This window comes from Serratia sp. 3ACOL1, from assembly GCF_003668775.1.
GTDB lineage: Bacteria > Pseudomonadota > Gammaproteobacteria > Enterobacterales > Enterobacteriaceae > Chania > Chania fonticola.
In genome coordinates, this window is the sequence record NZ_CP033055.1 from 936,703 (window position 1) to 962,230 (window position 25,528).

Below are 25,528 nucleotides of genomic sequence, written 5' to 3' on the forward strand. Positions count from 1 at the left end.
CTATGGATAGCACGTCACAACATCCCTGGCATGCATTATTGCTGACACCGCTGACGCCCGAGCAGACCGCCAAGGCGTTGGCCGATGACGATCCGCAATGGGAGCATATCGACAGCCAGATGGTCAAAGTGGGTTCGCTGACCCACAGCTCGCTGAATATTGATGACCTTCAGCAGCAGGCGATGGCTCTGCTGTCGCAAAAAAGCAAAGACTTCCGTTTGGTGGTGCACCTGCTGCGTACCTTGCAGCACGGGGGCGAACCGAGCGACCTGATGCTGGCGATCTCCTTGCTGACCGCTTACGTGCAGAACTTCTGGACCAGCGCCTGGCCGTTGAATCCGCTGCATAAGCGCCGCTTTGCCCAGCAGATCCTCAAGCGTTTTGACAGCGCCAGCGGCAGCTTTAGCCAACGGGCGACGGATGCCCAACGCCAGGATGTGCAAGGTTTGCTGGCACATCTGGCCCAGGTGTGGCACAGCGAGGAACCGGCCCTGGCGAAAGAGGTGGATAGCCTGCGAACCAGCTATGCGCGGTTGCCTACTCGCACCGTTGAACCGGTAGTTGAGGAGGAAGAACGCCCTCAGTCTGGTTCGGCATCGACATCAACCTCTGCCAGCAGAACGATCAGCCCCAGCCTGAGCATTGATAACTCCAGCGATAAAGCCTGGCGGCAAACGCTGCTGAAAATGGCGGATTTACTGTGTGAACTGCACCCCGAGGCCGCCATTGGTTTTCGCCTGCGTCGCCATGCCCTGTGGGGCAGCTTGACTGCGCCACCGATAGCGCAGGCCGATGGGCGCACGCCGCTGGCAGCCGTTTCTGTCGATCGCATGGCCGATTATCTGGGGCGCGTGGCCACTGCGGATCTGGCCCTGTGGCAACAGGTAGAACAGAGCCTGGCGCTGGCACCTTACTGGCTGGATGGCCACGCGCTTTCGGCGCAGATCGCTATTCGGCTGGGATACGCAGGGGTTGCGCAGGCCATACGCGACGAACTGAGCGCCTTTATCGAGCGGATGCCGGCGTTAACTACCCTTTATTTTACCGATATGACGCCATTCCTCTCCCCTGAATCTGCCAGCTGGTTACAGCAGGATACGGGTACCAAAGGGGGAGGTAACACTATTGAACAGGATGAAATTTGGCAATGCTATCAACAGCAAGGACTGGAAGCCGCGTTACAGATGGTCGATCGGCAATCGCAGCAAGCCGAACCCAGGGACCGTTTTTACCTGCAATTGCTCAGCGCCCAGTTACTGGAAAAAGCGGGAATGACGGCGCTGGCACAGCAGCACTACCACAACCTGTTGCAGGTGGGGCAGCAAGTGCAGCTAAGCGAATGGGAACCGGCGTTGATCGCCTTGCTGACAGACAAGCAGCGGCAGCTCAAGCCGTGATGGCCAGGGAAGGGAACAGGAGCGTTAACGCATGAAATTGCCCTCATTTATTCATTTTGCCAGACCGGCGATTCCACGCATCAAAGCCTCGGTGCCGGTGGTGTTGGCGCTGTTGGCCTGTATCGGCTTGATTTGGGTCTGGATTTACGGGCCGGAATGGAAGCTGAAGGATTACCAACCGTTCGAGCCTTTGCTGAGCCGCTGGTTGGTGACTGCATTGGTGGTGCTGCTGGCGGTGTGCTGGCTCACCTTCAAAATGGTGCGGCGTTTACAGCAGTTGGAAAAGCTGCAGCTGCAGGCCAAAACGCAGGTTGACGATCCGATCCTGGCCGATATCGAACAGCAGGACCAGTATCTGGGCGTCTGGAAGCAGCAGTTGCAACGGCGGCTGAATACCCCGGCTTATCTCTATCGTCTGCCTTGGTACATGGTGATTGGCACCCGCAACAGCGGCAAAAGTACCCTGATCAAAGAAGGCTACAAGCTGACCGAAATCGCCAGCCCGGAACTGACCAGCGTGGAAGACGCCGGCGAGCTGCGCGTGCGCTGCTGGCTGGGTGAACAGGCGGTGCTGATCGATCCGGCAGGTGAACTGATCGAGCAGCCAACGCTGTCCATAGTGGGCAAAGCGGCGCTCAATAGCCGCCTATGGCAAAGCCTGCTGAACTGGCTGGTTGAACACCGTAAACGCCAGCCGCTGAACGGCCTGATCCTCACCGTCGATCTGCATCAACTGCTGACGGCGAACAAGGCCCAGCGCGAAAACATGATTGCCAGCCTCCATCAGCGTTTGCAGGATGTGCGCCAGGCGCTGCATAGCCAACTGCCGCTGTACGTGGTGTTTACCAAACTGGACCTGCTGTACGGGTTTGAAGCGATGTACCAGACGCTGGATAAGGCACAACGCGAAGCAGTGCTGGGGGTAACATTCAGCCTGAATGCCGCCGAGCCGGAGGTGTGGCGCAAAGAGTTGCAGCAGTTCTGGCAACAATGGATCGCCCAACTGAATGGCGCGATGCCAGACATGATGCTCAACGGCGTTGATGCCGGGCAGCGTAGCCAACTGTTCAGCTTTACCCGCCAGATGCAGGGCCTGCAAGAGTATGTGGTGCAACTGCTGGAGGGGATCCTCTACAGCGGCGATCATCAACAGCCACTGCTGCGCGGTATCTATCTGACTTCTGCCCAACAGCGCGGACAGATGGATGACGTGTTTACCCAGTCTGCCGCCGTGCAGTATCACCTGTCGCCGCAGGCCTTCCCAACCTGGCCGGTCGCCGAAACGACCCCGTACTTCACCAAAGAGCTGTTTAATCAGGTGTTGCTGGCGGAACCGAATCTGGCGGGCGAAAACGGCCTGTGGCTGCGTAACTCCAGAAAACGCCTGATGGTGTTCTCCTGCGTGGGGGCCGTGGTGGCGTTGACGCTGTGGGGTTGCTGGCAATACTACTATCAGAGCAACTACCGTGCCGGACAAGAGGTCCTTGCCCAGGCCAAAACCTTCCTCTCCATCCCGACGCCGAAGGGTGACGATCGCTATGGCAACCTGCAACTGCCGTTGCTGAACCCGATCCGTGACGCCACGCTGGCTTATGGCAACTACCATGAGCGCAACAGCCTGTTGGCGGACATGGGCCTGTATCAAGGCAACAACATCGGCCCGTATGTGGAAAGCACCTATCTGCAACTGTTGCAGCAGCGCTTTGTGCCGGCGTTGATGAGTGGCCTGTTGGAGCAGTTGAATGCCGCACCTCCAGGTAGCGAAGAGAAACTCGAGATCCTGCGCGTGATGCGCATGCTGGAAGACGGCAGTGGCCGCAACGTGGCGCTGGTGGAACAATTTATGGGCGATCGCTGGAGCCAGCAGTTTAACGGCCAGCGCGAGTTGCAACAGCAGTTGATGGGCCATCTGGACTATGCGCTCAAGCACACCGATTGGCGAGCCGCGCGGGAAAGTGGCGATCAGATTGCCGTCAAGAACTTTATCCCTTATCGCCAGCCGATCCAGCTGGCACAGCGCGAGTTGAGCAAGCTGTCGATTTATCAGCGGGTGTACCAGAACCTGCGCATCAAGGCACAGGAAGCGCTGCCTCCGGCCCTGAACCTGCGCGATCAGATCGGTGCCAGCTTTGACGACATCTTTATCTCCAACAACGATCGCCTGCTGGTGGTGCCACAGTTCCTGACGCGCAACGGTTTGCAGAACTACTTCACCAAGCAGAATGACCAACTGGTCGATCTGACGGTGATGGACAGCTGGGTGCTGAATCTTAGCAAAAACGTCGAGTATAGCGAGGCGGATCGCAAAGAGATCCAGCGGCAGGTGACCGAGCAGTATATCGGTGACTATACCGCCACCTGGCGTGCGGCGATGAATAACCTGTCGGTCGGTGAGTTTGAAGATCTGCCGCAGGCGATCAGCGCCATCGAGCAGGTGATCAGCGGCGAGCAGCCTTTCCGCCGTGCCTTGCAGACGCTGAGTGATAACACCCGGCTGCCTGCGGTGCCTGACGCGTTGCAGGGTAAAGAACGCCAGGAGCTGATGCAAAAATCCGATTATCAACTGCTGGGCCGCGTCAACCGCGAGTTCGCGCCGGAAACCGGCGTGCTGGTGGAGAACGGTGACAAAGGCAGCGTGCTGCAAAGCGTCTACCAAAAACTGACCGAACTGCACCGTTACCTGCTGGCGATCCAAAACTCACCGGCCCCGGGTAAAGCGGCCATGAAGGCGGTACAGCTACGCCTGGACCAAAACAGCAGCGACCCGATCTTCGAGGTTCAGCAGTTGGCGAAAAACCTGCCGGAACCGCTGAACCGCTGGGTAGGGGATTTGGCCGAACAAGCCTGGCGCGTAGTGATGATGGAAGCCATCCAATCGTTGGAAGTCGAGTGGAACGAGACGGTAGTGAAGCAGTATCACACCTACCTGGCTGGCCGTTATCCGTTCGATCCTAAATCGCAGCAGGACGTGCCATTGAGCGAGTTTGAACGCTTCTTCGGCCCGAAAGGCACCCTGGACAGCTTCTACCAGCAGAATCTGAAGCCGTTCGTGGATAACAACCTGAGCAGCGGCAGCGACGGGCAACTGTTAATCCGCCCAGACGTGCTGCAACAGCTGGCACAGGCACAGAAGATCCGCGAAACCTTCTTCTCGGCACAAAACGGCCTGGGCACCCAGTTCGCCATCGAACCGGTGGTGCTGAGCGGCAACAAACGCCGCAGCGTGCTGAACCTGGATGGGCAGTTGCTGGACTACGCACATGGCCGCAGCAACATGGTGCATCTGGTTTGGCCTAACTCCATGCGGGCCGGGGTAGAAAGCAAGGTAACGCTGGTTCCAGATGAAAACGGTAAGTCCCCGCGCAGCATCACCTTCAGCGGCCCTTGGGCACAGTTGCGGCTGATCAACGCCGGTGAGTTGACCAACGTCGGCACCAACTCGTTCGATGTCCGCTTCAAGGTGGACGGCGGCGAGATGACCTACCGCATCCATGTGGATGAGTCCGACAACCCGTTCGCTGGCGGTCTGTTCAGCAAGTTCACCTTGCCAGACACGCTGTATTAATCGTTGTTATCCCGTCTCTCTGCCGCGCTTGGCAGAGAGACGCTTTAAGGATGAGTCCGCATGAGCGAAGCCTCAGAAAATATCATCATTCAAACCGGCGGCGATCCGCGCCATTGGCCGGAATTCAGCGCCATTCGTGAAGAGATCAACAAGATCAACCACCCGGCACGGCCAGAGGTTAACTGGAGGCTGATTGAGTCCCTGGCGTTGACGCTGTTCCGTACCAACGGGGTCGATCTGCAAACCACGGCGTACTACGCCCTGGCGCGTACCCAAAGGCACGGACTGGCCGGGTTTACCGAAAGCTGCGAGCTGTTGGCGGGCATGGTAGTCAGCCAATGGGAACGGCTGTGGCCAGAGCAGCCGCAGGCCCGCTCGGAAATATTGGAGTGGTTCAACGCCCGCGTCGGTAGCCAACTGCGCCAGCACGAGTTCGGCATTGACGACCTGCGCCTGGTATACCGCGCCGAGCGGGCGCTGCAACTGCTGTGCGACAAACTGCAGCAGGTCGAGCTCAAGCGCGTGCCACGCATTGAAAACCTGCTGTATCTGATGCAGAACACCGCCAAACGGCTGGAAGCCGCCCATGAAGCGGCCAAACAGCCGCCAGCGCAACCGCTGAAGATGCCCTCGATGGTATATCTCTCGGTGCCCGACGCGGAGCCGGTCCGCACCCTGTTCTCGGGGGCAAAACCGGCCGCGAATGAACCTCCACCGGCCTACGAAGAACCCGCGCCGCAGCCAAAAGAACAACCACTGCCCAATGTGGAAGTGCGTTTTGCACCGCCATCACCTGTCATCCCTAAAGCGGCCAAACGCGCGGCGACGGCTTGGGGCTTTGGCGGCGGTGTGCTGTGCAGCCTGGTGGTCGCTGGTGTGGTTTACCTGATGCAGGTGAAACCGATGCAGGAGCGACTGGCGGGGCTGGCCGCCACCCCGGACGGTTCGGCGCAGCTGTGGCTAGCCCAACCCACCCTGGACGGCTACGGCCAGCAATTGAACACCCTGGAAAACCTTTCTCCGTTGGCCGGGTTGCGTACCGCCGATGCCTCGGTGGCGCTGGCCAACCAGCTGTGGCCGACCGATCCGGAGCAGATTGCCCAAAGCCAACGTTGGCAACGGCTGCTACAGGCGCGGCTCGGCAGCGAGCGGGCCGACAGCAGCTATTTCCAGGTGCAGCAGCGCTTGCAGGCGCTGTCGGACAAGTTGCTTGAACAGGAACAAACGCGCGGCAGCCTGACGCTTTCTTATCTGAAAACGCAGGTTTATCAGATGCAAAGTGAACTGAACCGTGAAACGCCGCTTGAAGAGTTGCTGCGGCAGTTGGCGGTTTCGGTGGAACAACAACAACCGGCTTCACCGGTGCTGCTCAAGCAGATAGACGAGCGTTGGAACGCACTGCTCAGTCGCTATCACCAACTAACGCAGCAGGCAGCACCTGCCCGTTAACCTCCAGGAAGGAAAAGATATGTTTGCTGATGATAAGAAAAACGCCCCCAAGGGGGGTGTGCAGCCGAAGAACATTGTGGCCACGGAGACGCCGTCAGTCAGTGGCGATCAGGTGGCGGATATGGTGGGAGCCGCGGCTGGCGCTGTAGGCGGCAAGGCGGGCAAGGTGGTATCGCAGGCGGCAGATATTGCCAAAAAGGCCGGTTCGATAGCCTCATCCGTAGGCATCAATCCGAAGAACATTGTCAGCGGGGGGAGCGCTGCAGGCATAGCCTCATCCGCGGGCGTGAAACCGATGAACATTGTCAGCAGTGGTAGTGCCGCGGGCATGGCCTCATCTGCGGGCGTAAAGCCGATGAACTTTGCCAGCGGCGGCAGCGCCACGGCGATGGCGTCCTCTGCTGCCAGTGCCCTGCTGGGCGGCGCGGAACCGAGTGGGTTGCAGTTTACGCTCTCCACGGCGAACCTGCCTCCGCAGACCTTTGTGGTGGTGGATTTTAGCCTGACCGAGATGCTCTCCTCACCGTTCGTGCTGAACGTGGGCCTGGCCAGTGCCGATCCGGCCATCGACTTTGCCGCGGTGCTGGATGAAGATGCGACGCTGGTGATCAAGCGTGAAGGGGTAGTGCAACGCAGCATCACCGGCATGGTGGCGAGTTTTGAACAGGGCGATACCGGCCTGCATCAGACTCGTTATAGCATGGTGATCCGCCCGGCACTGTGGCGCACCACGCTGCGGCGCAACTCGCGTATCTTTCAGCAGCAGAGCATCGAAAGCATCATTACCACCTTGCTGAAAGAGAACGGCATCACCGATTTTGCCTTTGGCTTGCGCAATCCCCACCCGGCCCGTGAGTTCTGCGTGCAGTATCAGGAATCGGATTTTGACTTCATCCAGCGGCTGGCCGCCGAAGAGGGGATGTTCTACTACTTCGAATACCCCGAAGGCAAAAACATCGTGGTGTACACCGATGACGTGGGCACCTTGCCGCAGGGCGCTGTGCTGCCGTATAACCCAGGCGTAGCCTCTCAGGCGCTAGAGCTGTGTGTCACCACCTTCACCCGTAGCGCACAGGTGCGTACCGCCGTGGTGGAACTGAAGGATTACACCTTTAAAAACCCGCAGTGGTCGGCGGCCTTTAATGAACAGGCCAGCGAACTGCAAAACCAGCGGCCAGACTACGAACACTTCGATTTCCCTGGGCGTTTCAAAGACGAACAGCACGGCAAGGCCTTTACCCATTACCGCCTGGAAGCCCTGCGCAACGATGCCAACCTGGGGCAAGGGCAGAGTAACGACTTTACCCTGCAGCCTGGGCTGCTGTTTACGTTGACCAGCCACCCGCGTGGCGATTTGAACCACCAGTGGCAACTGCTGAGCATTCAGCACAGCGGCAGCCAGCCTCAAGCGCTAGAGCAGGAGTCCGGTGGGCAAGGTACCACGCTGAGCAACCAGTTCGTCTTCCTGCCACATACCCAGACCTGGCGACCGACGCCGATGCCGAAACCGAGCATGGACGGCCCACAGATCGCGATGGTGGTGGGGCCAGCCGGGGAAGAAATCTACTGTGATGAGTTCGGCCGCATCCGCCTGCAATTCCTGTGGGACCGCTACGGTAAAAGTAACGACAACAGCTCGTGCTGGATCCGCGTGACCCAGCCGTGGGCCGGGCAGGGTTGGGGATGTTGGCCATCCCACGTATCGGCCAGGAAGTGGTAGTTGATTTCCTGCATGGGGATCCGGACCAACCGATCGTCACCGGGCGTACCTATCACGCCAACAATATCCCGCCGGGATCGCTGCCTGCCAGCAAGACCCAGATGGCGTTCCGCTCCAAGACCCATAAGGGCGAGGGCTTCAACGAATTGCGGTTCGAGGATGCCAAGGGGGGCGAGGGGCTGTTTATGCATGCCCAGAAGGATATGAGTACGACGGTTAAAAACGATCAGTCCCTTACCGTCGAATCAGGTAACCGGACACTAAATATTCTTGCTGGTAACGAAACCAAAACCGTGAAGCAGGGAGGCCTGACGGAAAGCATTTGTACCATGCGTAGCACCAGCTCTAACCAGGTTCAGGTCAAAGCTAAAGCAGGCAAGAGTGGCCCTGGAACACAGCTTTATGAATCTTCTGACGACATCACGCTGAAAGTGGGGGCTGGGGAAATAAAGATGACGACCAGCAGCATAAAGATTACATTTGGTGGTTCGTGCATACAGCTGGATGCGGGCGGGGTATACGTTGATGGGGCAGTTGTTCATTTGAACAAAGGCAATTCTGGTGGTGGTGCTGCAGCGGTGTCTGATGCCGAAGAGGCAACGGCCAGTGCTACAGCTGTTACAGCAACTGGTGCTGCAGGGGGGGCTGCATCTGGGCCTGCGGCTCCAGCAGCAGGAGCTAGTGGAGCCGCAGGGGCGAGCAAACCAGCAAATGGGAAGGGAGATCCTATTTTTACACCAGAAGTTAATAGCCTCACTGCGAAATCCCCTACATTGACGAAGGACTTGAAAACACTTAAAGATGATGGTTGGAGTATTAAGCCCGGCGAGGCAGGAAAAGGTAGTTATGCTTCTAGAGACAAGAAAGAAATAATTGTTGATAGAAATGAGTTAGGAAAACCTGAATTAGTTACGCAAACATTAGCTCATGAAGCAGGCCATGCTCTTTATGCGCCAACTTATGATACCTCATCCAGAGAGGCATATTTAAACAGTACATTGTCAGATGAAGGGGCCGCGACTTTAAAAAATGTTGAGGTAAGACGCGAAGTTCTGAAGGGAGGTGGAGCTGATATTGGTATTGCAGGCAATAGTGCTAATCAACCCGCCTACAATTCGGCATATGATGCGTACCTCAAGGATGGTAATGCAAAAAAATCGCGTGAAGCTATTGGTAGAGTGTTTGGTAAAGGAGAACATACATCAACAACAGGAGAGTCCTACGAGGATTACTATGGAGGATGGTATGATAAAAATTACCCAGCTAAAAAATAGCATTGTAACTCTATTGTTATTAACCGCATTCTCATGTCATGCAACACGGAGTGAAGAAATGGACTCAATAAATTTTTGGCGATTTGTTAACAGTGTCAAGGTACAATTACCAGAGGGCCTTGCGCAGATAGCTCATTTTTTTAATGGTGCTTTTGTCGTAGAGGATGAAAATGATGTGTTTATATCTTACAAGAATAAAAATTTCATGCTTGATGGTAAAGTAAATATTGAAAACATTGGGGCGAAGGTGTTCCGCAAAAATAATAAGAATGCTCCCTATTTACTCACCTTGCAAGTTAGCGGTATTTGCATCACTTTACCTGAGGTAAAACAACACTATTCTGACCTGACGATCACTGATGTGCCTCGTGGGCGCTCATTGGAAGAGGAAACATCATACACCACTGTTAGATATAGTAATAACGTTAAGTTATCATTTGGTTTTGCGGAAAAAAAACCAGATTGCTTGCGTAGTATCGTGTTTAGTGTTGAACAACATTAATTGTGCTGATGATTGCTTCCCCCTTCTTGATTTTTTATTTTCGTTGAGGAGGGGGAATGTTAGGGGGGGTGTTGATGCAGTAATAGAGGATTGAGGTATTGCTGACTTGTCTTTTTTTACTTCACTCCCTTGGTGTTAATGATTGTATCTTTCATGATAATTTAATGTGTTTTTAGAGAACTGACAAAATAAGGACATGAAGAAATGACTGCATCTGGCGAATGTTCCATTTTTCAATTTAACGAGGGGGCTATTGAGCTACCTACAGCTTGGAAAGATCTCAGTGTGCTGGTGCTCAGTGCAGCCGATAACGACCAAAGCGGAATCAGCTTTACCATTTCCAGAGACGTTATTCCATGGGGAATGTCATTCAGTCAGTTTGCTGAGCGTGAGATATCCAGCCTGTCAAAACAGTTGAAAAATTACCAGCAGATTAATCAAGAGAATGGGGTGTTAGATTCCCGAGATACGGCAACCTCTGAATTTAGTTGGTCATCACCACAAGGGCCGATCCATCAATTAATGATGTTGCTTGATGTCAATCCTAAAGTGTTGGTTTTCACTGCCACGATCCCTGGATATATGACGGATGAACAGCGGCAACAAATAACCACGTTGATGAGTACATTCCAATTGCGGGAACCGGCCACAGCAGAAAAAACGGCTACAAAGTAACAGGAGCGGACGATGAGTGTTGCACAAGGAGTATGGTCAGGCGCAGGTGCTGCTGGCGGGCGCTCTGCCGTTCGTCAAGAGGTGATGGAACAACAGCGTGGGGCATCACCACCGGATACCAGTGAGGGCGGTGCTGAGTCTTTTAACGAGCAAGCTCTGAACTTTATGGAGAGCGAAGAAGTAAACAGTGCGGTGACTGTCGGCATGGGGGCCTATGCCGTCGCGAGTGGTGCAGGGGCACCTTTCGCCGTCGGGCTAGCTGCTGGTTACGTTGGCGCACAAGCGGGTAGTTATGTCGGCGAAAAAGCAGGTACAGCCATTGCCGAGTACCTTGGATGGAAAAAGGTGGCAACGGAGGGGGATGCTCCGGCGCGCATGGGTGACTTTATTGCGCACCAAAAGAAAGACCTCGGTACCTGGGGGGCATTAGGCGGAATATTGCTTGGAGCGGTTGCTGCCGTTGCCGTGGGAGCCTTGGTGGTTGCTACTGGTGGCGCGGCTCTTGTTGTTGTTGCAGCGGCAGCGGCAGCAGGTGGATTCGTTGGTGCTGGTGTAGCCGCAGCTGGCGCAGTGATGGGGCAATACGGTGACAATAAAGGCACAATTATCGACGGTTCCCCCAACGTTTATTTTGAAGGGAAAAAGGTGGCACGGGTAGGCGATCCTATCGTGTGTAGCGATCATCCTGGTCCCCCTCCGGTTATCGCGGAAGGGGCGAAAACGGTCTACGCTAATGGCAAACAAATTGCCCGTTTAGGGCACCGTACTACTTGTGATGCTAACATCAATAGTGCTGCGGCTACCATTGCTGAAACCACAGAAACGGCGCAGATTTTCAAAGTCAAAGACAGCCGTAACTCGGCCCTGCGCTGGGTGACTATTGTCGCCAGTTATCTACCGATACCCAGAGGGAAGAAAAAGGGAAGCAAGCCCAAAGTTTCCGCTGAATCTGATGGCAAAAGCACTGCATCTACGGGGTGTGCTAGTGATCCTGTCGACGTAGCTACAGGGGATTTTCTGCAAATATGGCCTATTATCGATATTCCGGGAATTTTGCCGCTGACGCTCACCCGGCTCTATCGTTCCAGTGGTAATTTGACTGGCAGTTTTGGCGATAAATGGGCAGATGATTGGTCTCAGCATTTGATCCTTGAAGACGCAGTCATTCGTTTTCGCAATCATGAAGGTGTACTGCTGACATACGATGCACCACAAGACGACGATGACGTTCAGGCCATCAATCTACACGAAGGTCATTATTTGCTTTATGGCCAACGTAGTGGCGTATTGCATATTTTTAACCGACAAACACAACAAATCCTGAGTTTTGCCGAACCGCAGGGGAATGTTCGCTGCTTGTCTGCCATCAGCGATCGTTTCGGTAATCAAATTCGTTTTCGCTATTCTGATGAACGGCAGCTTTCACGCATTGATCATAGCGACGGTTATTCACTTGAACTAAGTTATCATCAACAGAAATTATCTGTGATCGACTTGATCACACCAGTTCAGCGTCAATGGCTGGTTAAATGCCATTATGCCGCCAACGGCCTGTTAGCAGAATGCAATACTTTCCAGTTTACCCATCTTCATCATGAGTATAATGATGCTGGTTACATGACCCGCTGGCATGACACTGACAAAACTGACGCTCATATTCTCTATGACCCGCAGGGCAGAGTACTGTCTACACGTACCGCTAGCGGGCATTACCAGGATCGTTTTATCTACGATGATGCCGCCCAATGCACAACCTATCTGGATGCGGAAGGAGGATGCACACGTTTTTGGTATAACAGTGATGGTCAGGTGACCCGTGAAATTGACCCGCTAGGGCGGGAACATTTGACTGAATGGGCGTTCGGCAACAAACTTTCTGAAACGGATGCCCTGGGACGCAAGGTAGAGTTCCAGCTTAATCAGTATGGCGAAACAGAGCAGATTACGACCCCTACGGGTGAAATATATCGCTATGAGTACAATGGTTTTGGGCAGGTCACGAATAGCACCTTACCGGATGGTAAAGGTTGGCAATTTATCTATGGTGATGAAGGACAACTTTGCAATGTTGTTGATCCGCAGGGCTTACGGCAAGAATATCGTTATGGCGAGTTGGGGGCATTAGTACGTCAGATTCTGCCTAACGGGGCAGAGTGGCGTTACAGTTACAACACGCAGCATCAAGTCAGTGAGATTATCGCGCCTGATGGCGGTGTTACGCTATTAAATCAGGATATCTTTGGCCGCTTGAAAGACAGCCAAGACCCATTGGGGCACATCACCCGTTATGCTTATAGCCCTCAGCATGCCAGCCCGATGGGCAGCGTCAGCCAGGTTTATCTGCCTGATGGCATTAAGCAGGCGATTACCTATGACAGTGAAAAACGCATTGCGGCAATGACTGATGGTGCGGGAAAAACAACCCGTTACGAATACGGCGGTTTTGATTTGTTGACGGGCCTTATTCGTCCAGATGGGCAGAAATTGACATTTAGCTATGACAAGCTAACTCGTCTTGATGGTGTCACCAATGCGTTAGGTGAAACTTACCGTTACACGCGTGATTTGGCCGGACAGGTCATTACGGAAACGGACTTTACCGGGCGTACCATCCAATATCAATACGATGCTGTGGGACGTCGCATTTGGGCGCGTTACCCAGATCGTCGTGTGATCAGTTGGCAATACTCACCGCGTGATCAGGTCTTGGCTCAACAGACATGGCGCTGTGATAAATTGAGCTCTACGCTGGTCGCAACGGTGAGTTATAGCTACGACGAACAGGGGCGCTTGCTAAAAGCTGAAAATGCAGAAGCCGTTGTTGAGTTTGACTATGATGATGCTGGTCAACTGATTGCAGAGCGCTTGAATGGACGAGAGATTAAGCATCAGTGGGATACGCTAAACGGCACGCCAAGTGCTCGGTTGGTTGGTGAGCTTGGGCTTGATTTTGACTACGGTCTTCAGGGTGAACTGACCCAGTTAACGCTTGCGGGCCATCAGCCCTTACGCTTGCAGCACGATAAGCTTGGTCGAGAAACCGTGCGCGAAAGTGCCGCAGGATTTATCCAGTCCTGTAATTATACTTCCGTAGGATTGTTGGCCAATCAGGCAGCAGGGCGTAACTCGTCCTTGTTCCAGCAGCAATTAATGACACCAGACTCAATGACACCTGTGTTGCATGGGAGTGCAGTCAACCGCAGTTGGCAATATGACCAGGCCTATAACGTGGTGGGTATTGATGATGGGCGTTGGGGTAAGACACAGTACCAATATGATCTCAATGACCAGATAGTTCGTGCGAACTTTGGTGGTATTCTGCCGCTAATTGAACAGTTTACCTACGACGCTAACCAAAACCTCACATTGCATGCACGTATGCCACGCGGGGCTGAAGCTGCCTTACAGCAAGACGAGCAGCATCAGCGCGCAGGTCGTGTCGTATCCCGTGGTAACTGCCAATATCATTACGATATGGGTGGAAGGTTGGTTGAAAAACGTGTTCTTAAAGAAGGATTCCGGCCACAGGTGTGGCGCTATCGTTGGAATGAACAGGATCAATTATCGGAATTGATGACGCCGAAAGGTGAGCGTTGGCGCTATGGTTACGATGCTTTTGGGCGGCGCATCCGAAAACTACGGTTGATAGACAGCAAGCCATTTATTTCAACGTTGTTTGATTTGCCTGAACCAGCGACCCAACCAGCTAGCACTGTGGTGCAGGGCTATGAGTACCTGTGGAGTGGTGATCAGCTGATAGAGGAAGCTCCTATCTATGCCGATGGCACTGTTGCCTATGAGCAGAGTATCCACTGGTTGTATACTCCAGGTTCGTTAACACCGGTGGCCCGTTATGAACAGGGCAAACTCCATTATGTCGTTGCCGACCACTTGGGTACTCCACGTGAATTGCTCAACGAGCAAGGGAAAATGGTCTGGGCAGACCGTTTGAGCACTTGGGGTAAAACCGAGTTGTGGCAACAAGCGGCCAACGACGAAGATAAGGTTACCTGCAATCTTCGGTTTGCGGGTCAGTATGCGGATGCCGAGTCTGGGTTGCATTATAACCGTCATCGCTATTATGATGTGGATACAGGGCAGTACTTGTGCCCAGACCCGATAGGGCTGGCGGGGGGCGGGAATCCATACTCTTACGTCAAAAACCCGTTGGCTTATATTGATCCGCTTGGGTTGGCTACATGCCCTGTGATTAAACAGCGGGTTCTGGAGAACATTGCTGCGAGTAAAGCGGCAAGAGAGTCGTCTAACTTCCCTAAGCAACCGACTCCTCCAGGTCAGGGATATCATAACGAGACATATGCAGCAAGGCCTGTTAAACCAGAGGATGCCCTAAATAGATGGAATGATTTCCTTGGGCCAGGGCCTCATTCGAATACTCATCCTCGTACTGGATTACCCGATGCAGATAGAATAGTATCTGCTGATGGCAAGCGAAGTATTCGTTATGGTAATCATGAGATGAATAGTAAACCAACGAAACATCATTATCATGAGGAAACATGGACTTATGATCCTGTTAATAATGTTATGAATGTAGATAATCTTGTCGTAAGGGTACCTTTAAAAAAATGACCAATATAGTTATAACTGAGTTAATTGACTCATATGTAAAATTCACATCACCTCTAGGTCATGGAATGGCTTCGTGGTCTGGAGATATGCCCGTTGTTGGTTGTAATTATAATGTTGAGATAGATATAGATGAACATTTGGAGTTCGGAGAAAATCTCTTTTCTTCAGGTGGAAATGTATCGAGTGTCAGTGTTGTTAATAAAAAAATTACATTTGTGGCGGAAGTAATATCTTATGAAGATGATGGGGTTTTAACCGTATCTCTTGGAGGAGATATAATTTTTTTAGAAGTTTCATTGCCTTCTGTAATAAATGGATATGTTGAGTTTTTAACATCACCGGATAAAGTTTATTTATATCCTGTTGACTTATGAATTAATAAAACCCCGGAAGGTTCCTTTCCGGGGTTTTTATCTATAATCATGTTGGCTTTCCGGTACGCGAATCACTATCGGTAAGCCAAGTTGGTGTACATTAGCTATTCTACCGTTAGGCACAGTTTGCTCTTATCCCGAATTTAGTTAAGCTGCTTTACGTCGCCATTTCCCCAACACATATACTCGCCATTATCCTGCACCCAGTCCGCAGTATCATTGGATTATATTCCAGTATCTCAATTAGTTTGTGTTTACATTACCTCTTGATTTATAATAATTTTGTTCGGATAAAAGCAATCAAGGTAGGTGATTGCGTGGTTAATATCCTTGAGTATGATGTATTTCTGACGTGGTTGTATTACCTGAACTGGTAATTGGTTATATTTCATGGACTGACTGCTCAAGGAAATCTACATTATAGTGGTATGGACAAACCACTAACTACGGGAGCGACACCTAACTCTATATATACGCATATTGACCCTAAGACAGGAAAATTAGCTCATAATACTATATATGATTCTAATGGGAGCGTAATTTGGTACGTGGATTTCAAGAGTCATGGCATTGAATCAGGTTATTATCACGAGTTCCCTATACCAGAAAACCCAGCATCTGGGCATGGCCCAGGTAAGCCGCATCATCCAAATTATACTTTCACCAGGAATAGAACCGCATACACCAATAGGTCAATGAGATAAATTATGATTAACAACTTTTTAAAAGAAATAACCATTGGGTATGATGGGTTAATCAGGAAGATAGAGTTTCTATCTTTTGATAGTGCATTTGTTGTTATATCTGTAATGAAAAAAACGAATGGGGAATGGGTTAATGTTAAATTCCATTTGAAAGGGCTAAAAGAGTTTTCTGTTAAGCAAAAGCCAAATCATTCTAATGTTGTTTTGTCTGGTGGTATTTCCCACATGATTATAAATAACATTCACTTCATTGACTTTTCGCCTTACTCCGACTCTATGGAAAATGAAAATGACTTCAGAATGTCTGATGTGTATTTTGCTTCAGAACTAATTGAGTGCGAAGTGCTTCCTTACTCAGAGTAAACATAAGTCTGGGAAGATCTTATCTAGGACTTCCCAGTTAATTTTATCTGTCACAATATCAGTACATTAATTTACAGTTATTTTGTTGAGCATAAATATAGTTATCAGTGATTTCTCGGTCAGATCACTTTGGTGCAGCTAAGCCATCGCTAAATACAGATTGCCATTTTCTCATGTCCGCTCCGTAACCTCATCCGGTGACGTTCTCTTGCCTCAATTATTCTGTATTTACATTACTATTTTATTTAAAATAACTTTATGCAGATAAAAACTATCAAGGTAGGGCGGTAGCGTGATTAAGATCCTTGAGTATGATGCATTTCTGGCGGAGGTGTACCACCTGAACCGGTAGTATGACTCGCGGGAGGGATGTTGCCTGTGTCCAGACCCGATAGGGCTGGCGGGGGGTATGAACCTTTATGCATATGCGTTTACCCCCTCACATGGATAGACCGTTGGGTTTATGTTTCAGTAGTATTAAATGGAAGAAATGGTAAAATATTTGGAAAAAAAGGCAAGCTAAGCGAGTGCTATAATATGCATATTGTGAAGCAAGGCGAGTTTGGAGATATTAGTATGAAGCAATACCATCAACAGATGGAGGGGTTTTAATTAGAGTTGTCTCCTGATTTCAAACAGGCGAAAATTGGTAATCAAGTAATAAAATTTGATCCGGGTTATAATAGAGTGCTTGTTGGGTATGCGAAAGATAGAGAGATCCTTTCATTCTACAAGTTACAACCTGACCTTGTTAAGGATAGTCCTTTTACAGATGCTATTAATGAGGCATTGCGTAAAACAGGACTTTCACAATCGGATGTAACTTACAAATGAAAAAAATAAGCAGAAAATTAGCGTTAACTCACTTGGCTATAATTAAAATAGCACAATGCTCAGAAGAAGATGTTGATAATATTCTTTTTGCTGAGTATCTTAATGAAGACGGTGAGTCTATAGAGTATTCGGATATTTTTGATGACTCTATTCAAGAATGTTTATTGAATTATTTCATTGATGTGAAATTAAAAGGCTTTACTAATGAATATTTACAAAAATATCTTGTGGGTTTATATAAGGAACCATTTACTGTTGTAGGTAATGAAGATGTTTTAGAGGAATGCCCTTGTTGTGGTTATCTAACCTTACCTAGTCGGGGAGGATATGATGTCTGCTCTGTATGCTACTGGGAAGATGATGGGAAGCCAAGTAGTGAGTTAGATAGTTATAGCTCTGTTAATCACTCAACTCTTAGGGAGTACAGAGAAAAATTTGAAGAAAAAAATGCAGAGTTAAATAATATACCGTATAAATTAGGTAGAAATGCCTGATGGTTTTTTATTTTTGAAATCAAACCGGAAAGTTTAGCTTCTATCTTTCCGGCTAATCTATATTCCTTGTAACATTAATAAATTTCTCTATTGCACCCGAATAACTGCAATGTCGGATATCACTTTGACGTTGCCCTGTTAGGCCCTACTGCGTCCGCCAGATACAGCACATCATATTATTGATGTACCTAGGGGGTGTTCATTGGAAGAAGAAATATCATATTCAACTCCTAGGGGTAGTAATAATTTTAAGTTAACATTTGGTTATGCAGAGAGTAAGCCCGACTGCTTACGCAGTATAATATTTAGTGTAGATTGAGTGAGGCAGAAGCACAATGAATCGCATAAATATATTCAATAAGCATTCTCCATTAACGGGTTTTTATATTCTATCGTCTTGGTTTGTATTGAAAAACAGTATGTTTGATGTAGACCCCTCTGCGTTTAAAACTATAACATCAGAAGATGAGTTGTTTTTAATCAAAGATCATTTTTTTGGTGAAGATTTGTTTATCTCTAGAACAGAGTATCATTTGTCATCCAGAGATAATATTGTTGCGGTTGTATCAGTCGGATGCAGGCTTTTTGATGATAGAGACTTAAGCGAGATACCTACATGTTTCTATGATGTAGACTTTTATTTAAATAAAAGTGGTAAGGGACAACAAACCTTGTACCAGGTTGCAAGTATAGTCACCAATAGATTTGATGCCATAAAAAAGGCATCATTATATATGAAGGTTTTCTTTCATTATGTTACCCCCGCAATCTCTAATGGGGAGCTTAACGTAAAAATTAACTTTCAAGAGTATGATAGTAGTTTTGGTATGTTGTAAGTATATGGTTTGGAGTTAAAGGCAGAAGCTCGATCCGAAATATCCCGCCTGGCGGTGCTGTGCATGATGTTATTCATCATCTCTGATGATTTTTATTTAATTCCATCTGAGTGGGGAGTGATTCGTTATGATAATGCCAATAAGACTTTTTGGCATTATCTTTGTGGAGTTATTGATTCGGTTGAGGTTAATGAATACGTGGGAATTACAATGGTGACAAAAGAGACTATCTGACTCTTGATGATGGAAAATTAGTAAAGAGAAAGAGCGTTGGCTAACCCTTTCTCTGGGTGCTAAAGGAACCGTTCTGGAATTTCCCTGCTATTTTTATTTGTTATTACGCCAACACAGTACTCCCAGCCAGCACCCCTCAATGAGCAACAATATACAACTCCTTGCTATAAACATAATCCTGAGGGTTATGCGTAGGGAACCCGCCCACATAAGGCTTTAATAGCTTAATCAGTGGCTGATAATAGATAGGAATAATTGGTGCTTGCTGGTTAATCCGTGCTTCGGCCTGCGAATATAATCCATCGCGTGTCACAGGATCTAGGCTGTTTTCTGCCTGCTTCAATAACCGGTCGTACTCGCTATCCTGCCAGTGCCCGACGTTTTCCACATTGGTGGATTGCAAGGTATTCAAAAACGTCGAAGGTTCATCATAGGTGGCATCCCAAGACTGTCGGGAGAGCATAAAGTCCCCGGCCCGTCGTGCATCCAGGTAGGTTTTCCACTCCATATTACGCAATGTCACTTGAGCTCCGAGCATTTTCTTCCACTCCGAAGAGAGTGCAATGGCGGTTTTCTCATGCAAATCGTATTTGTTGTAGAACAGCTCAAACTTAAGCGGGTGCTGTTTATCATATCCCGCCTGGCGCAATAGTTCCTGCGCCGCTGCTGCGCGCTGGACCAGCGGTTGATTCAACTCATCCAATACCGGTGGTTTAAAGCCAGCAACTTGCGGTGGGGTTAAGGTGCTTGCTGGCTCACGCAGCCTGAGCACTTTACGTGCAATGAGATCGCGGTCAACCGTAAGGTACAAGGCGCGGCGAACTCTCACATCGTTAAACGGCGGTTTGGTGGTATTAAAATTATAATATTCGGTGTTTAAGCGTGGGATAATCCGCAGTTCGCCGGGCAGATTCTTTTGAATATCCTTGATTTGATCTGCCGGTACCCAGGTGAGATCCAAATCCCCCGCACGATAGCGGTTGTAGCCAGCAACCGCATTATCGACCACCAAGTATTCAACCTGCGTCAGCACGGTTGCGGCCCGGTTCCAATAGTGTGGGTTAGGCTTGGCGACAATTTTCTCATTCACCACGCGGTTGCCTAGCACAAATGCACCGTTAGAGACGATATGTTCCGGGTTGCTCCATTTCTCACCGTATTGCTGCACCAGCTTATGGGGAACGGGGAAGGTGGTTGGCCATGCCAACATAGAGATAAACCACGGGGTAGGTTGTTCCAAATCAACCTGCAAGGTGCGCGCATCTATCGCGCGAATGCCCAACTCATTCGGCGGCATCTTTCCACTCACAATCTGCGCTGCATTCACTACGTGTGCCGAGGCTAAGTAGTCAGCAAATGGGCTGGCAGTCGCAGGATCAACGGCACGCTGCCAGGCAAAAACAAAATCCTCCGCCGTTAACGGCGAACCATCGGACCAACGTAAATTGTCGCGCAGGGTGAATACCACACGTTTGCCATCCGCACTGATTTTCCAGCTTTCGGCCTGGGCGGGCTGCACGTTGCCGTTACCATCAAGCCATACCAGCCCTTCAAACAAATCCAGCGCCACCTGGGCTGCGGTATTTTCTTCTATTTTTTGTGGGTCTAGCGTGCTGGGTTCACTGTGATTGTTGTAGCGAAATACTTGCTGGGTGGCTAGTGAAGTGCCGGTCGGGACTTGAGCGGCATACAGCGGTGCCACGCTCATCAGGCTGACCAGCCACAATGGCGACAATTTTTTCATGATATTCCCTTGGTTTTCCTAAGTGTAGGTAGTTTATCCCCGTAAACCTGCGCAAGCTATTTCCCCTCTCAATGAGAAGACAGCTCATACTTCTTTATCTTGCGATACAGCGTCGCGATGCCAATCCCCAGCTTCTCCGCCACCACCTTCTTGTTCGCATGCTGGCTCAGCGCCTCCTCAATCATCAGCTTCTCCATACTCTCCAAGCCCGCCATATCGTGGTTTTCGCAACTCTCTATGGCCTTATAAGTAGATACGCTGGCACGAGCCTCCAGATGTTGCCCACGGGTCAGATTGGGTGGCAGCAAATAGGTATCGATGATTTCACCGCTCGGCACCACGTTAACCAGATACTCCATCAAATTACTCAGTTCGCGCACGTTGCCTGGCCAGCGGTGTCGGCGTAGCAGCTCGAGTACCTCTGCCGAGATGCCGGGGTAAATAATGCCGATCCGCTTGGTGTGCAAACTGAGGAAATAGTGCACCAGCAGTTCGATATCGCCTTCGCGCTCACGCAGCGGTGGCAGGGTGATGGGGATAACGTTCAAGCGGTAATAGAGGTCTTCACGGAACTTGCCTTCGGCAATGTACTGTTCCAGATTCTGGTTGGTGGCGGAGATAATGCGGATATCGACCGGGATCGGCTTGCTAGAGCCGATCGGCAACACCTCACGGGATTCCACCGTGCGCAGCAGCTTGGCCTGCAACATTAGCGGCATATCACCGATCTCATCCAGGAATAGCGTCCCCTGATTGGCCGCCTGGATCAGCCCCACCTTGCCATTGGCCGAAGCGCCGGTAAATGCGCCCTTCAGGTAACCGAACAGTTCACTCTCCAACAGCTGATCCGGAATAGCGGCGCAGTTAATGGCGATAAAGGGTTTATCGCTGCGGTTGCTCAGCCGGTGGATCGCCCGCGCCACCACCTCTTTGCCAGTGCCGCTTTCGCCAACCACCAACACGCTTGAAGGGCTGGGGGCAATACGGGTAATTAAATTTTTCAGTAGGCGCATCGGTTTGCTTTCCCCCGCCAGTTGCTCAATACGCGGGTCTTGCAGGACTAGAGTTTCGTTAAATGTGGAGTGTGACTGATGGAAGGCCATTAAAAATAATTGATGATCCTGAACCTGATGCAACTGGCCAATCATAATCTCTTGGTTATCGTCAAAGGAGAGAATATGTTGCAGATGTCCGCTGGTGTAATTTTGCTGGAAGGTGAGGGCGCGAATAGTAAAGGTTTTGCCGATAATATTTTCCTGCGGCATATTGAGCTGTTTCAAAGCCATCATATTGGCAAACTTAACCTGGCTCTTTTCATTGAGTATTAACACCCCCTGGTCCATATTTTCAATCAGGCTGAAAAGCACTTTATTTAAGCCACCGCTGCCGCCTTGCGTCTCCAATAAGTTGGAAACGAAAACGTTGGAGATATTGCGCACGTAGCCCGAGAACTCTTGCAGGTTATCCCGCAACCTTTGCTGTTGTTCCAGGGTGAAGGCCACCAGGCTGATCACGCCGATGCAGGCATCTTGGAACAGGATAGGAATGCCGAGGAAGGCCTTTTCCTGGCACTCATCTTTGCTGGTGCAGCCTTCGCACACCGGGTCGTAACGGGAGTGGGTGACTATTTTTTCGTTTTTGGTGTCAAGCACATATTTCAACAACCAGGAGTTGCTGCCGAGCTTGATGCCAAATTGTTTGCCATAGGGGCCAGTGCCTGCCACGCGTACCAGGTTGGCATCGACAATCTCTACCTCCAGCAGCAACACGCTGGAGAGCATCTTGGTAAAGCGCAAAATTGTCGGTTGGATCTGCATAAGAGCCGACTGGGCAGTGGCCGATGCTATCATCACGCGTCTCCCGTTATCGTCATTGAAAAAGAAACGATAATACACTACGGCCAGATATAATTTGATAGTCATCAAGCTAATCCCACAGAGAATAGAGATTCTGCTGTTAGCATCACATTTTATTATCAAAATGATACTGCGCGCTAATTTCTATCATTTTGGGTTGCGAGAAAGGCTGATAATTATAAATGGCAGATTCACGCCGCAGGGAATTATCCCTTGCCAGCAATATCCTGGCTGGAAAATTCACCTTAACCGCCCCGAAACTCCCGTTTTATGTGATCGTCATCATAATAATCCGCAGTTTTATGTTACGTAGCTTAACTTTCCCCTTGTTGGCACGCTTATTGATTGTCCTGTAGCCAGACGCTGAAAAAGCGTATTTGTTATTCCGAGGTTAGGCACTTGTTTTAACGGATCACCACCACACTCTCTATTTAGGGGCAAAGATGAGAACAGTTAACCAGTTAATTAAGGAAATAAGCGCGTTAAAGTCCAATTTACATCAAAAGGACTTTTTACTGACGTGGGAACAGAGCCGTGACGAGCTGGAACTGGTGCTCAAGCTGGCGGAATCGCTGAAAACCATGCGCTCAGAAAACATTGCCACCAAGATTTTCAACAGTGGCTTAGGCATCTCCATCTTCCGTGATAACTCCACGCGTACCCGTTTTTCTTATGCCTCGGCGCTCAACCTGCTGGGGTTGGCGCAGCAAGATCTGGATGAAGGTAAATCGCAGATCGCCCACGGGGAAACGGTGCGTGAAACGGCCAACATGATCTCCTTCTGCGCGGATGCCATCGGTATCCGTGACGACATGTATCTGGGAGCCGGCAACGCCTATATGCGTGAGGTGGGTGCCGCGCTGGATGAAGGGTTCGAGAAGGGCGTGCTGCCACAGCGCCCGGCATTGGTCAACTTGCAGTGCGATATCGATCACCCAACGCAGGCGATGGCGGATCTGGCGTGGTTACAGGAGCACTTTGGCAGCCTGGAAAATCTGAAAGGCAAGAAGATCGCCATGACCTGGGCTTATTCACCCAGCTATGGCAAACCGCTGTCGGTGCCGCAGGGCATCATTGGCCTGATGACCCGCTTTGGCATGAAGGTGACTCTGGCCCATCCGGAAGGTTACGACCTGATCCCGGATGTGATCGAAGTGGCGAAGAACAACGCCGCCGCTTCCGGTGGCAGCTTCCAGCAGGTGACCTCGATGGCCGAAGCCTTCCAGGGTGCGGATATCGTTTATCCGAAATCCTGGGCGCCGTACAAGGTCATGGAGCAGCGTACCGATCTGCTGCGTGCCGACGATCACGCGGGCCTCAAGGCGCTGGAGCAACAGTGCCTGGCGCAAAACGCCTACTACAAAAACTGGCACTGCACCGAAGAGATGATGAAGCTGACCAAAGGCGGCGAAGCGCTCTATATGCACTGCCTGCCAGCGGACATCACCGACGTATCCTGCAGTGAAGGGGAAGTCTGTGCCAGCGTATTCGAGAAGTACCGTATTGCCACCTATAAGGAAGCCAGTTGGAAGCCTTATATCATCGCGGCGATGATTATGGCGCGCAAATTCTCCAACCCGGGCCTGGTGTTGGATCAATTACTGAAAGAAGCAGAAAAACGCATTAAATAAATTTACCTGGTCAGGGATACCGGGCGGTGTCCCTGCACGGTGAAAGTTAATGCGACCAGAAGAGGTAGCGGTTATGTCGGTTTTTTCATTGAAAGTGGCGATAGAGGATAACCGTTATTTTAACGGCGAAACCTCCCCTCTGTTCTCTAAGGCGCAAGCGCAGAAAGCGCGCGAGTTTCATAAAAAGATCGCGGGTTATCAGCCAACGCCGTTATGCGCGTTGGACGATCTCGCTCAGCTGTTTGGCGTGCGGAAAATCCTGGTCAAAGACGAGTCCAAACGCTTTGGTTTAAATGCCTTCAAGATGCTCGGCGGTGCTTACGCCATTGCCCAGCTGCTGTGTGAAAAGTACCAGATTGATATTAATGCGTTTTCTTTTGAAAAGTTTAAAACCACGGCGACCGAGAAGATGACCTTCGCCACCACCACCGACGGCAACCATGGTAGGGGTGTCGCGTGGGCGGCGCAACAGCTGGGCCAGCATGCGGTGGTGTATATGCCTAAAGGCTCGGCACAGGAGAGGGTGGATCACATTCTCAACCTGGGTGCCGAGTGCATCGTCACCGATATGAACTACGACGATACCGTGCGCCTGACCATGAAAACGGCTCAGGAACGTGGCTGGCAGGTGGTGCAGGACACCGCCTGGGAAGGCTACACCAAGATCCCAACCTGGATCATGCAGGGTTACGCCACGCTGGCAGACGAAGCGGCCGAACAGATGCGGCAGATGCAGATCGAGCGGCCAACCCATGTGCTGTTACAGGCCGGTGTCGGGGCGATGGCAGCGGGCGTGCTGGGCTATCTGGTCGACGTGTTTGGTGCGGATAAGCTGCATTCGGTGATCGTCGAACCCGAGCTGGCCGATTGCGTTTATCGCTCCGGGGTAAAAGGGGACATCGTCAACGTGGGCGGCGATATGGCCACCATCATGGCCGGTCTGGCCTGTGGTGAGCCTAACCCCTTGGGCTGGCCGCTGCTACGTAACTGCGCCACGCAGTTTATTTCCTGCCAGGACAGCGTGGCGGCGTTAGGGATGCGGGTGTTGGGTAATCCGCTGGGTAATGACCCGCGCATTATCTCCGGCGAGTCCGGTGCCGTGGGGTTGGGCGTACTGGCTGCGGTACATCACAGCCCGCAACGTGCGCAGCTGATGCAAAAACTCGGTCTGAATAGCCAGTCGGTAGTGCTGTTGATCAGCTCCGAAGGCGATACCGACGTGAAGCACTATCGCGAAGTTGTATGGGAAGGGAAGCATCCCGTCTGAGCATACCCGTCGTCTT

The 25,528-nt window shown here is 50.9% G+C and carries 16 protein-coding genes and 1 pseudogene; 15 read left to right on the plus strand and 2 right to left on the minus strand.

What is annotated here, in order from left to right:
• Window positions 1-2: 2 nt before the first annotated feature.
• The 13 genes and pseudogenes from tssA to D9980_RS26625 all read left to right on the plus strand — a co-directional run bounded on the left by tssA (window position 3) and on the right by D9980_RS26625 (window position 19,014).
• Window positions 3-1,397, plus strand: coding sequence for a type VI secretion system protein TssA (gene tssA / locus D9980_RS04345; protein ID WP_162304227.1), 1,395 nt, complete (start codon window positions 3-5; stop codon window positions 1,395-1,397).
• A 31-nt stretch (window positions 1,398-1,428) separates the two neighbouring features.
• Window positions 1,429-4,962 carry a type VI secretion system membrane subunit TssM gene (gene tssM, locus D9980_RS04350; protein WP_121606514.1) on the plus strand — a complete coding sequence of 1,178 codons (3,534 nt, stop codon included), beginning with the start codon at window positions 1,429-1,431 and terminating at the stop codon, window positions 4,960-4,962.
• Window positions 4,963-5,022: 60 nt separating this feature from the next.
• Window positions 5,023-6,411, plus strand: coding sequence for a VasL domain-containing protein (locus tag D9980_RS04355; RefSeq protein ID WP_121606515.1), 1,389 nt, complete (start codon window positions 5,023-5,025; stop codon window positions 6,409-6,411).
• 328 nt (window positions 6,412-6,739) lie between these two features.
• Window positions 6,740-8,433 (plus strand): annotated as a pseudogene (locus D9980_RS26930) (type VI secretion system tip protein VgrG); the annotation flags it as partial.
• Window positions 8,434-9,376: 943 nt separating this feature from the next.
• Window positions 9,377-9,907: a hypothetical protein gene (locus tag D9980_RS04365; RefSeq protein WP_162304228.1), complete on the plus strand. Its 531-nt coding sequence runs from the start codon at window positions 9,377-9,379 to the stop codon at window positions 9,905-9,907.
• A 204-nt stretch (window positions 9,908-10,111) separates the two neighbouring features.
• A complete protein-coding gene (locus D9980_RS04370; protein WP_121606517.1) occupies window positions 10,112-10,582 on the plus strand; it encodes a DcrB-related protein in 471 nt (156 codons plus the stop codon).
• 12 nt (window positions 10,583-10,594) lie between these two features.
• Window positions 10,595-15,175 carry an RHS repeat-associated core domain-containing protein gene (locus D9980_RS04375; protein ID WP_121606518.1) on the plus strand — a complete coding sequence of 1,527 codons (4,581 nt, stop codon included), beginning with the start codon at window positions 10,595-10,597 and terminating at the stop codon, window positions 15,173-15,175.
• The gene (locus D9980_RS26615; protein ID WP_162304229.1) at window positions 15,172-15,549 is read left to right on the plus strand and encodes a hypothetical protein; all 378 of its coding nucleotides are present in this window, start codon (window positions 15,172-15,174) and stop codon (window positions 15,547-15,549) included. Before D9980_RS04375 ends, D9980_RS26615 begins: the two co-directional genes overlap by 4 nt.
• Window positions 15,550-16,256: 707 nt before the next feature.
• Window positions 16,257-16,616, plus strand: coding sequence for a hypothetical protein (locus D9980_RS04380; RefSeq protein ID WP_121606519.1), 360 nt, complete (start codon window positions 16,257-16,259; stop codon window positions 16,614-16,616).
• A gap of 618 nt (window positions 16,617-17,234) precedes the next feature.
• Window positions 17,235-17,450: a hypothetical protein gene (locus D9980_RS26620; protein ID WP_162304230.1), complete on the plus strand. Its 216-nt coding sequence runs from the start codon at window positions 17,235-17,237 to the stop codon at window positions 17,448-17,450.
• Complete coding sequence (locus tag D9980_RS04385; RefSeq protein ID WP_121606520.1) at window positions 17,447-17,944, plus strand: CPCC family cysteine-rich protein; 498 nt, start codon at window positions 17,447-17,449, stop codon at window positions 17,942-17,944. The genes D9980_RS26620 and D9980_RS04385 overlap by 4 nt, the downstream gene beginning before the upstream one ends.
• Window positions 17,945-18,279: 335 nt before the next feature.
• Window positions 18,280-18,780 carry a hypothetical protein gene (locus D9980_RS04390; protein WP_162304231.1) on the plus strand — a complete coding sequence of 167 codons (501 nt, stop codon included), beginning with the start codon at window positions 18,280-18,282 and terminating at the stop codon, window positions 18,778-18,780.
• 63 nt (window positions 18,781-18,843) lie between these two features.
• Complete coding sequence (locus D9980_RS26625) at window positions 18,844-19,014, plus strand: hypothetical protein (protein WP_162304232.1); 171 nt, start codon at window positions 18,844-18,846, stop codon at window positions 19,012-19,014.
• A 136-nt stretch (window positions 19,015-19,150) separates the two neighbouring features.
• Here the strand turns inward: D9980_RS26625 and D9980_RS04395 are convergent, their stop codons facing one another.
• Together D9980_RS04395 and D9980_RS04400 are read right to left on the minus strand one after the other, a co-directional pair.
• Window positions 19,151-20,758, minus strand: a complete 1,608-nt coding sequence (locus D9980_RS04395; RefSeq protein ID WP_121606522.1) for an ABC transporter substrate-binding protein — start codon at window positions 20,756-20,758, stop codon at window positions 19,151-19,153.
• Window positions 20,759-20,826: 68 nt separating this feature from the next.
• Window positions 20,827-22,575, minus strand: coding sequence for a sigma-54-dependent Fis family transcriptional regulator (locus D9980_RS04400; protein WP_121608948.1), 1,749 nt, complete (start codon window positions 22,573-22,575; stop codon window positions 20,827-20,829).
• Window positions 22,576-23,057: 482 nt separating this feature from the next.
• Here D9980_RS04400 and ygeW point away from each other — a divergent pair, with 482 nt between their 5' ends.
• Complete coding sequence (gene ygeW, locus D9980_RS04405; RefSeq protein ID WP_024529727.1) at window positions 23,058-24,245, plus strand: knotted carbamoyltransferase YgeW; 1,188 nt, start codon at window positions 23,058-23,060, stop codon at window positions 24,243-24,245.
• A 73-nt stretch (window positions 24,246-24,318) separates the two neighbouring features.
• A complete protein-coding gene (dpaL, locus tag D9980_RS04410) occupies window positions 24,319-25,512 on the plus strand; it encodes a diaminopropionate ammonia-lyase (RefSeq protein ID WP_121606523.1) in 1,194 nt (397 codons plus the stop codon).
• The last annotated feature ends 16 nt before the right edge of the window (window positions 25,513-25,528 follow it).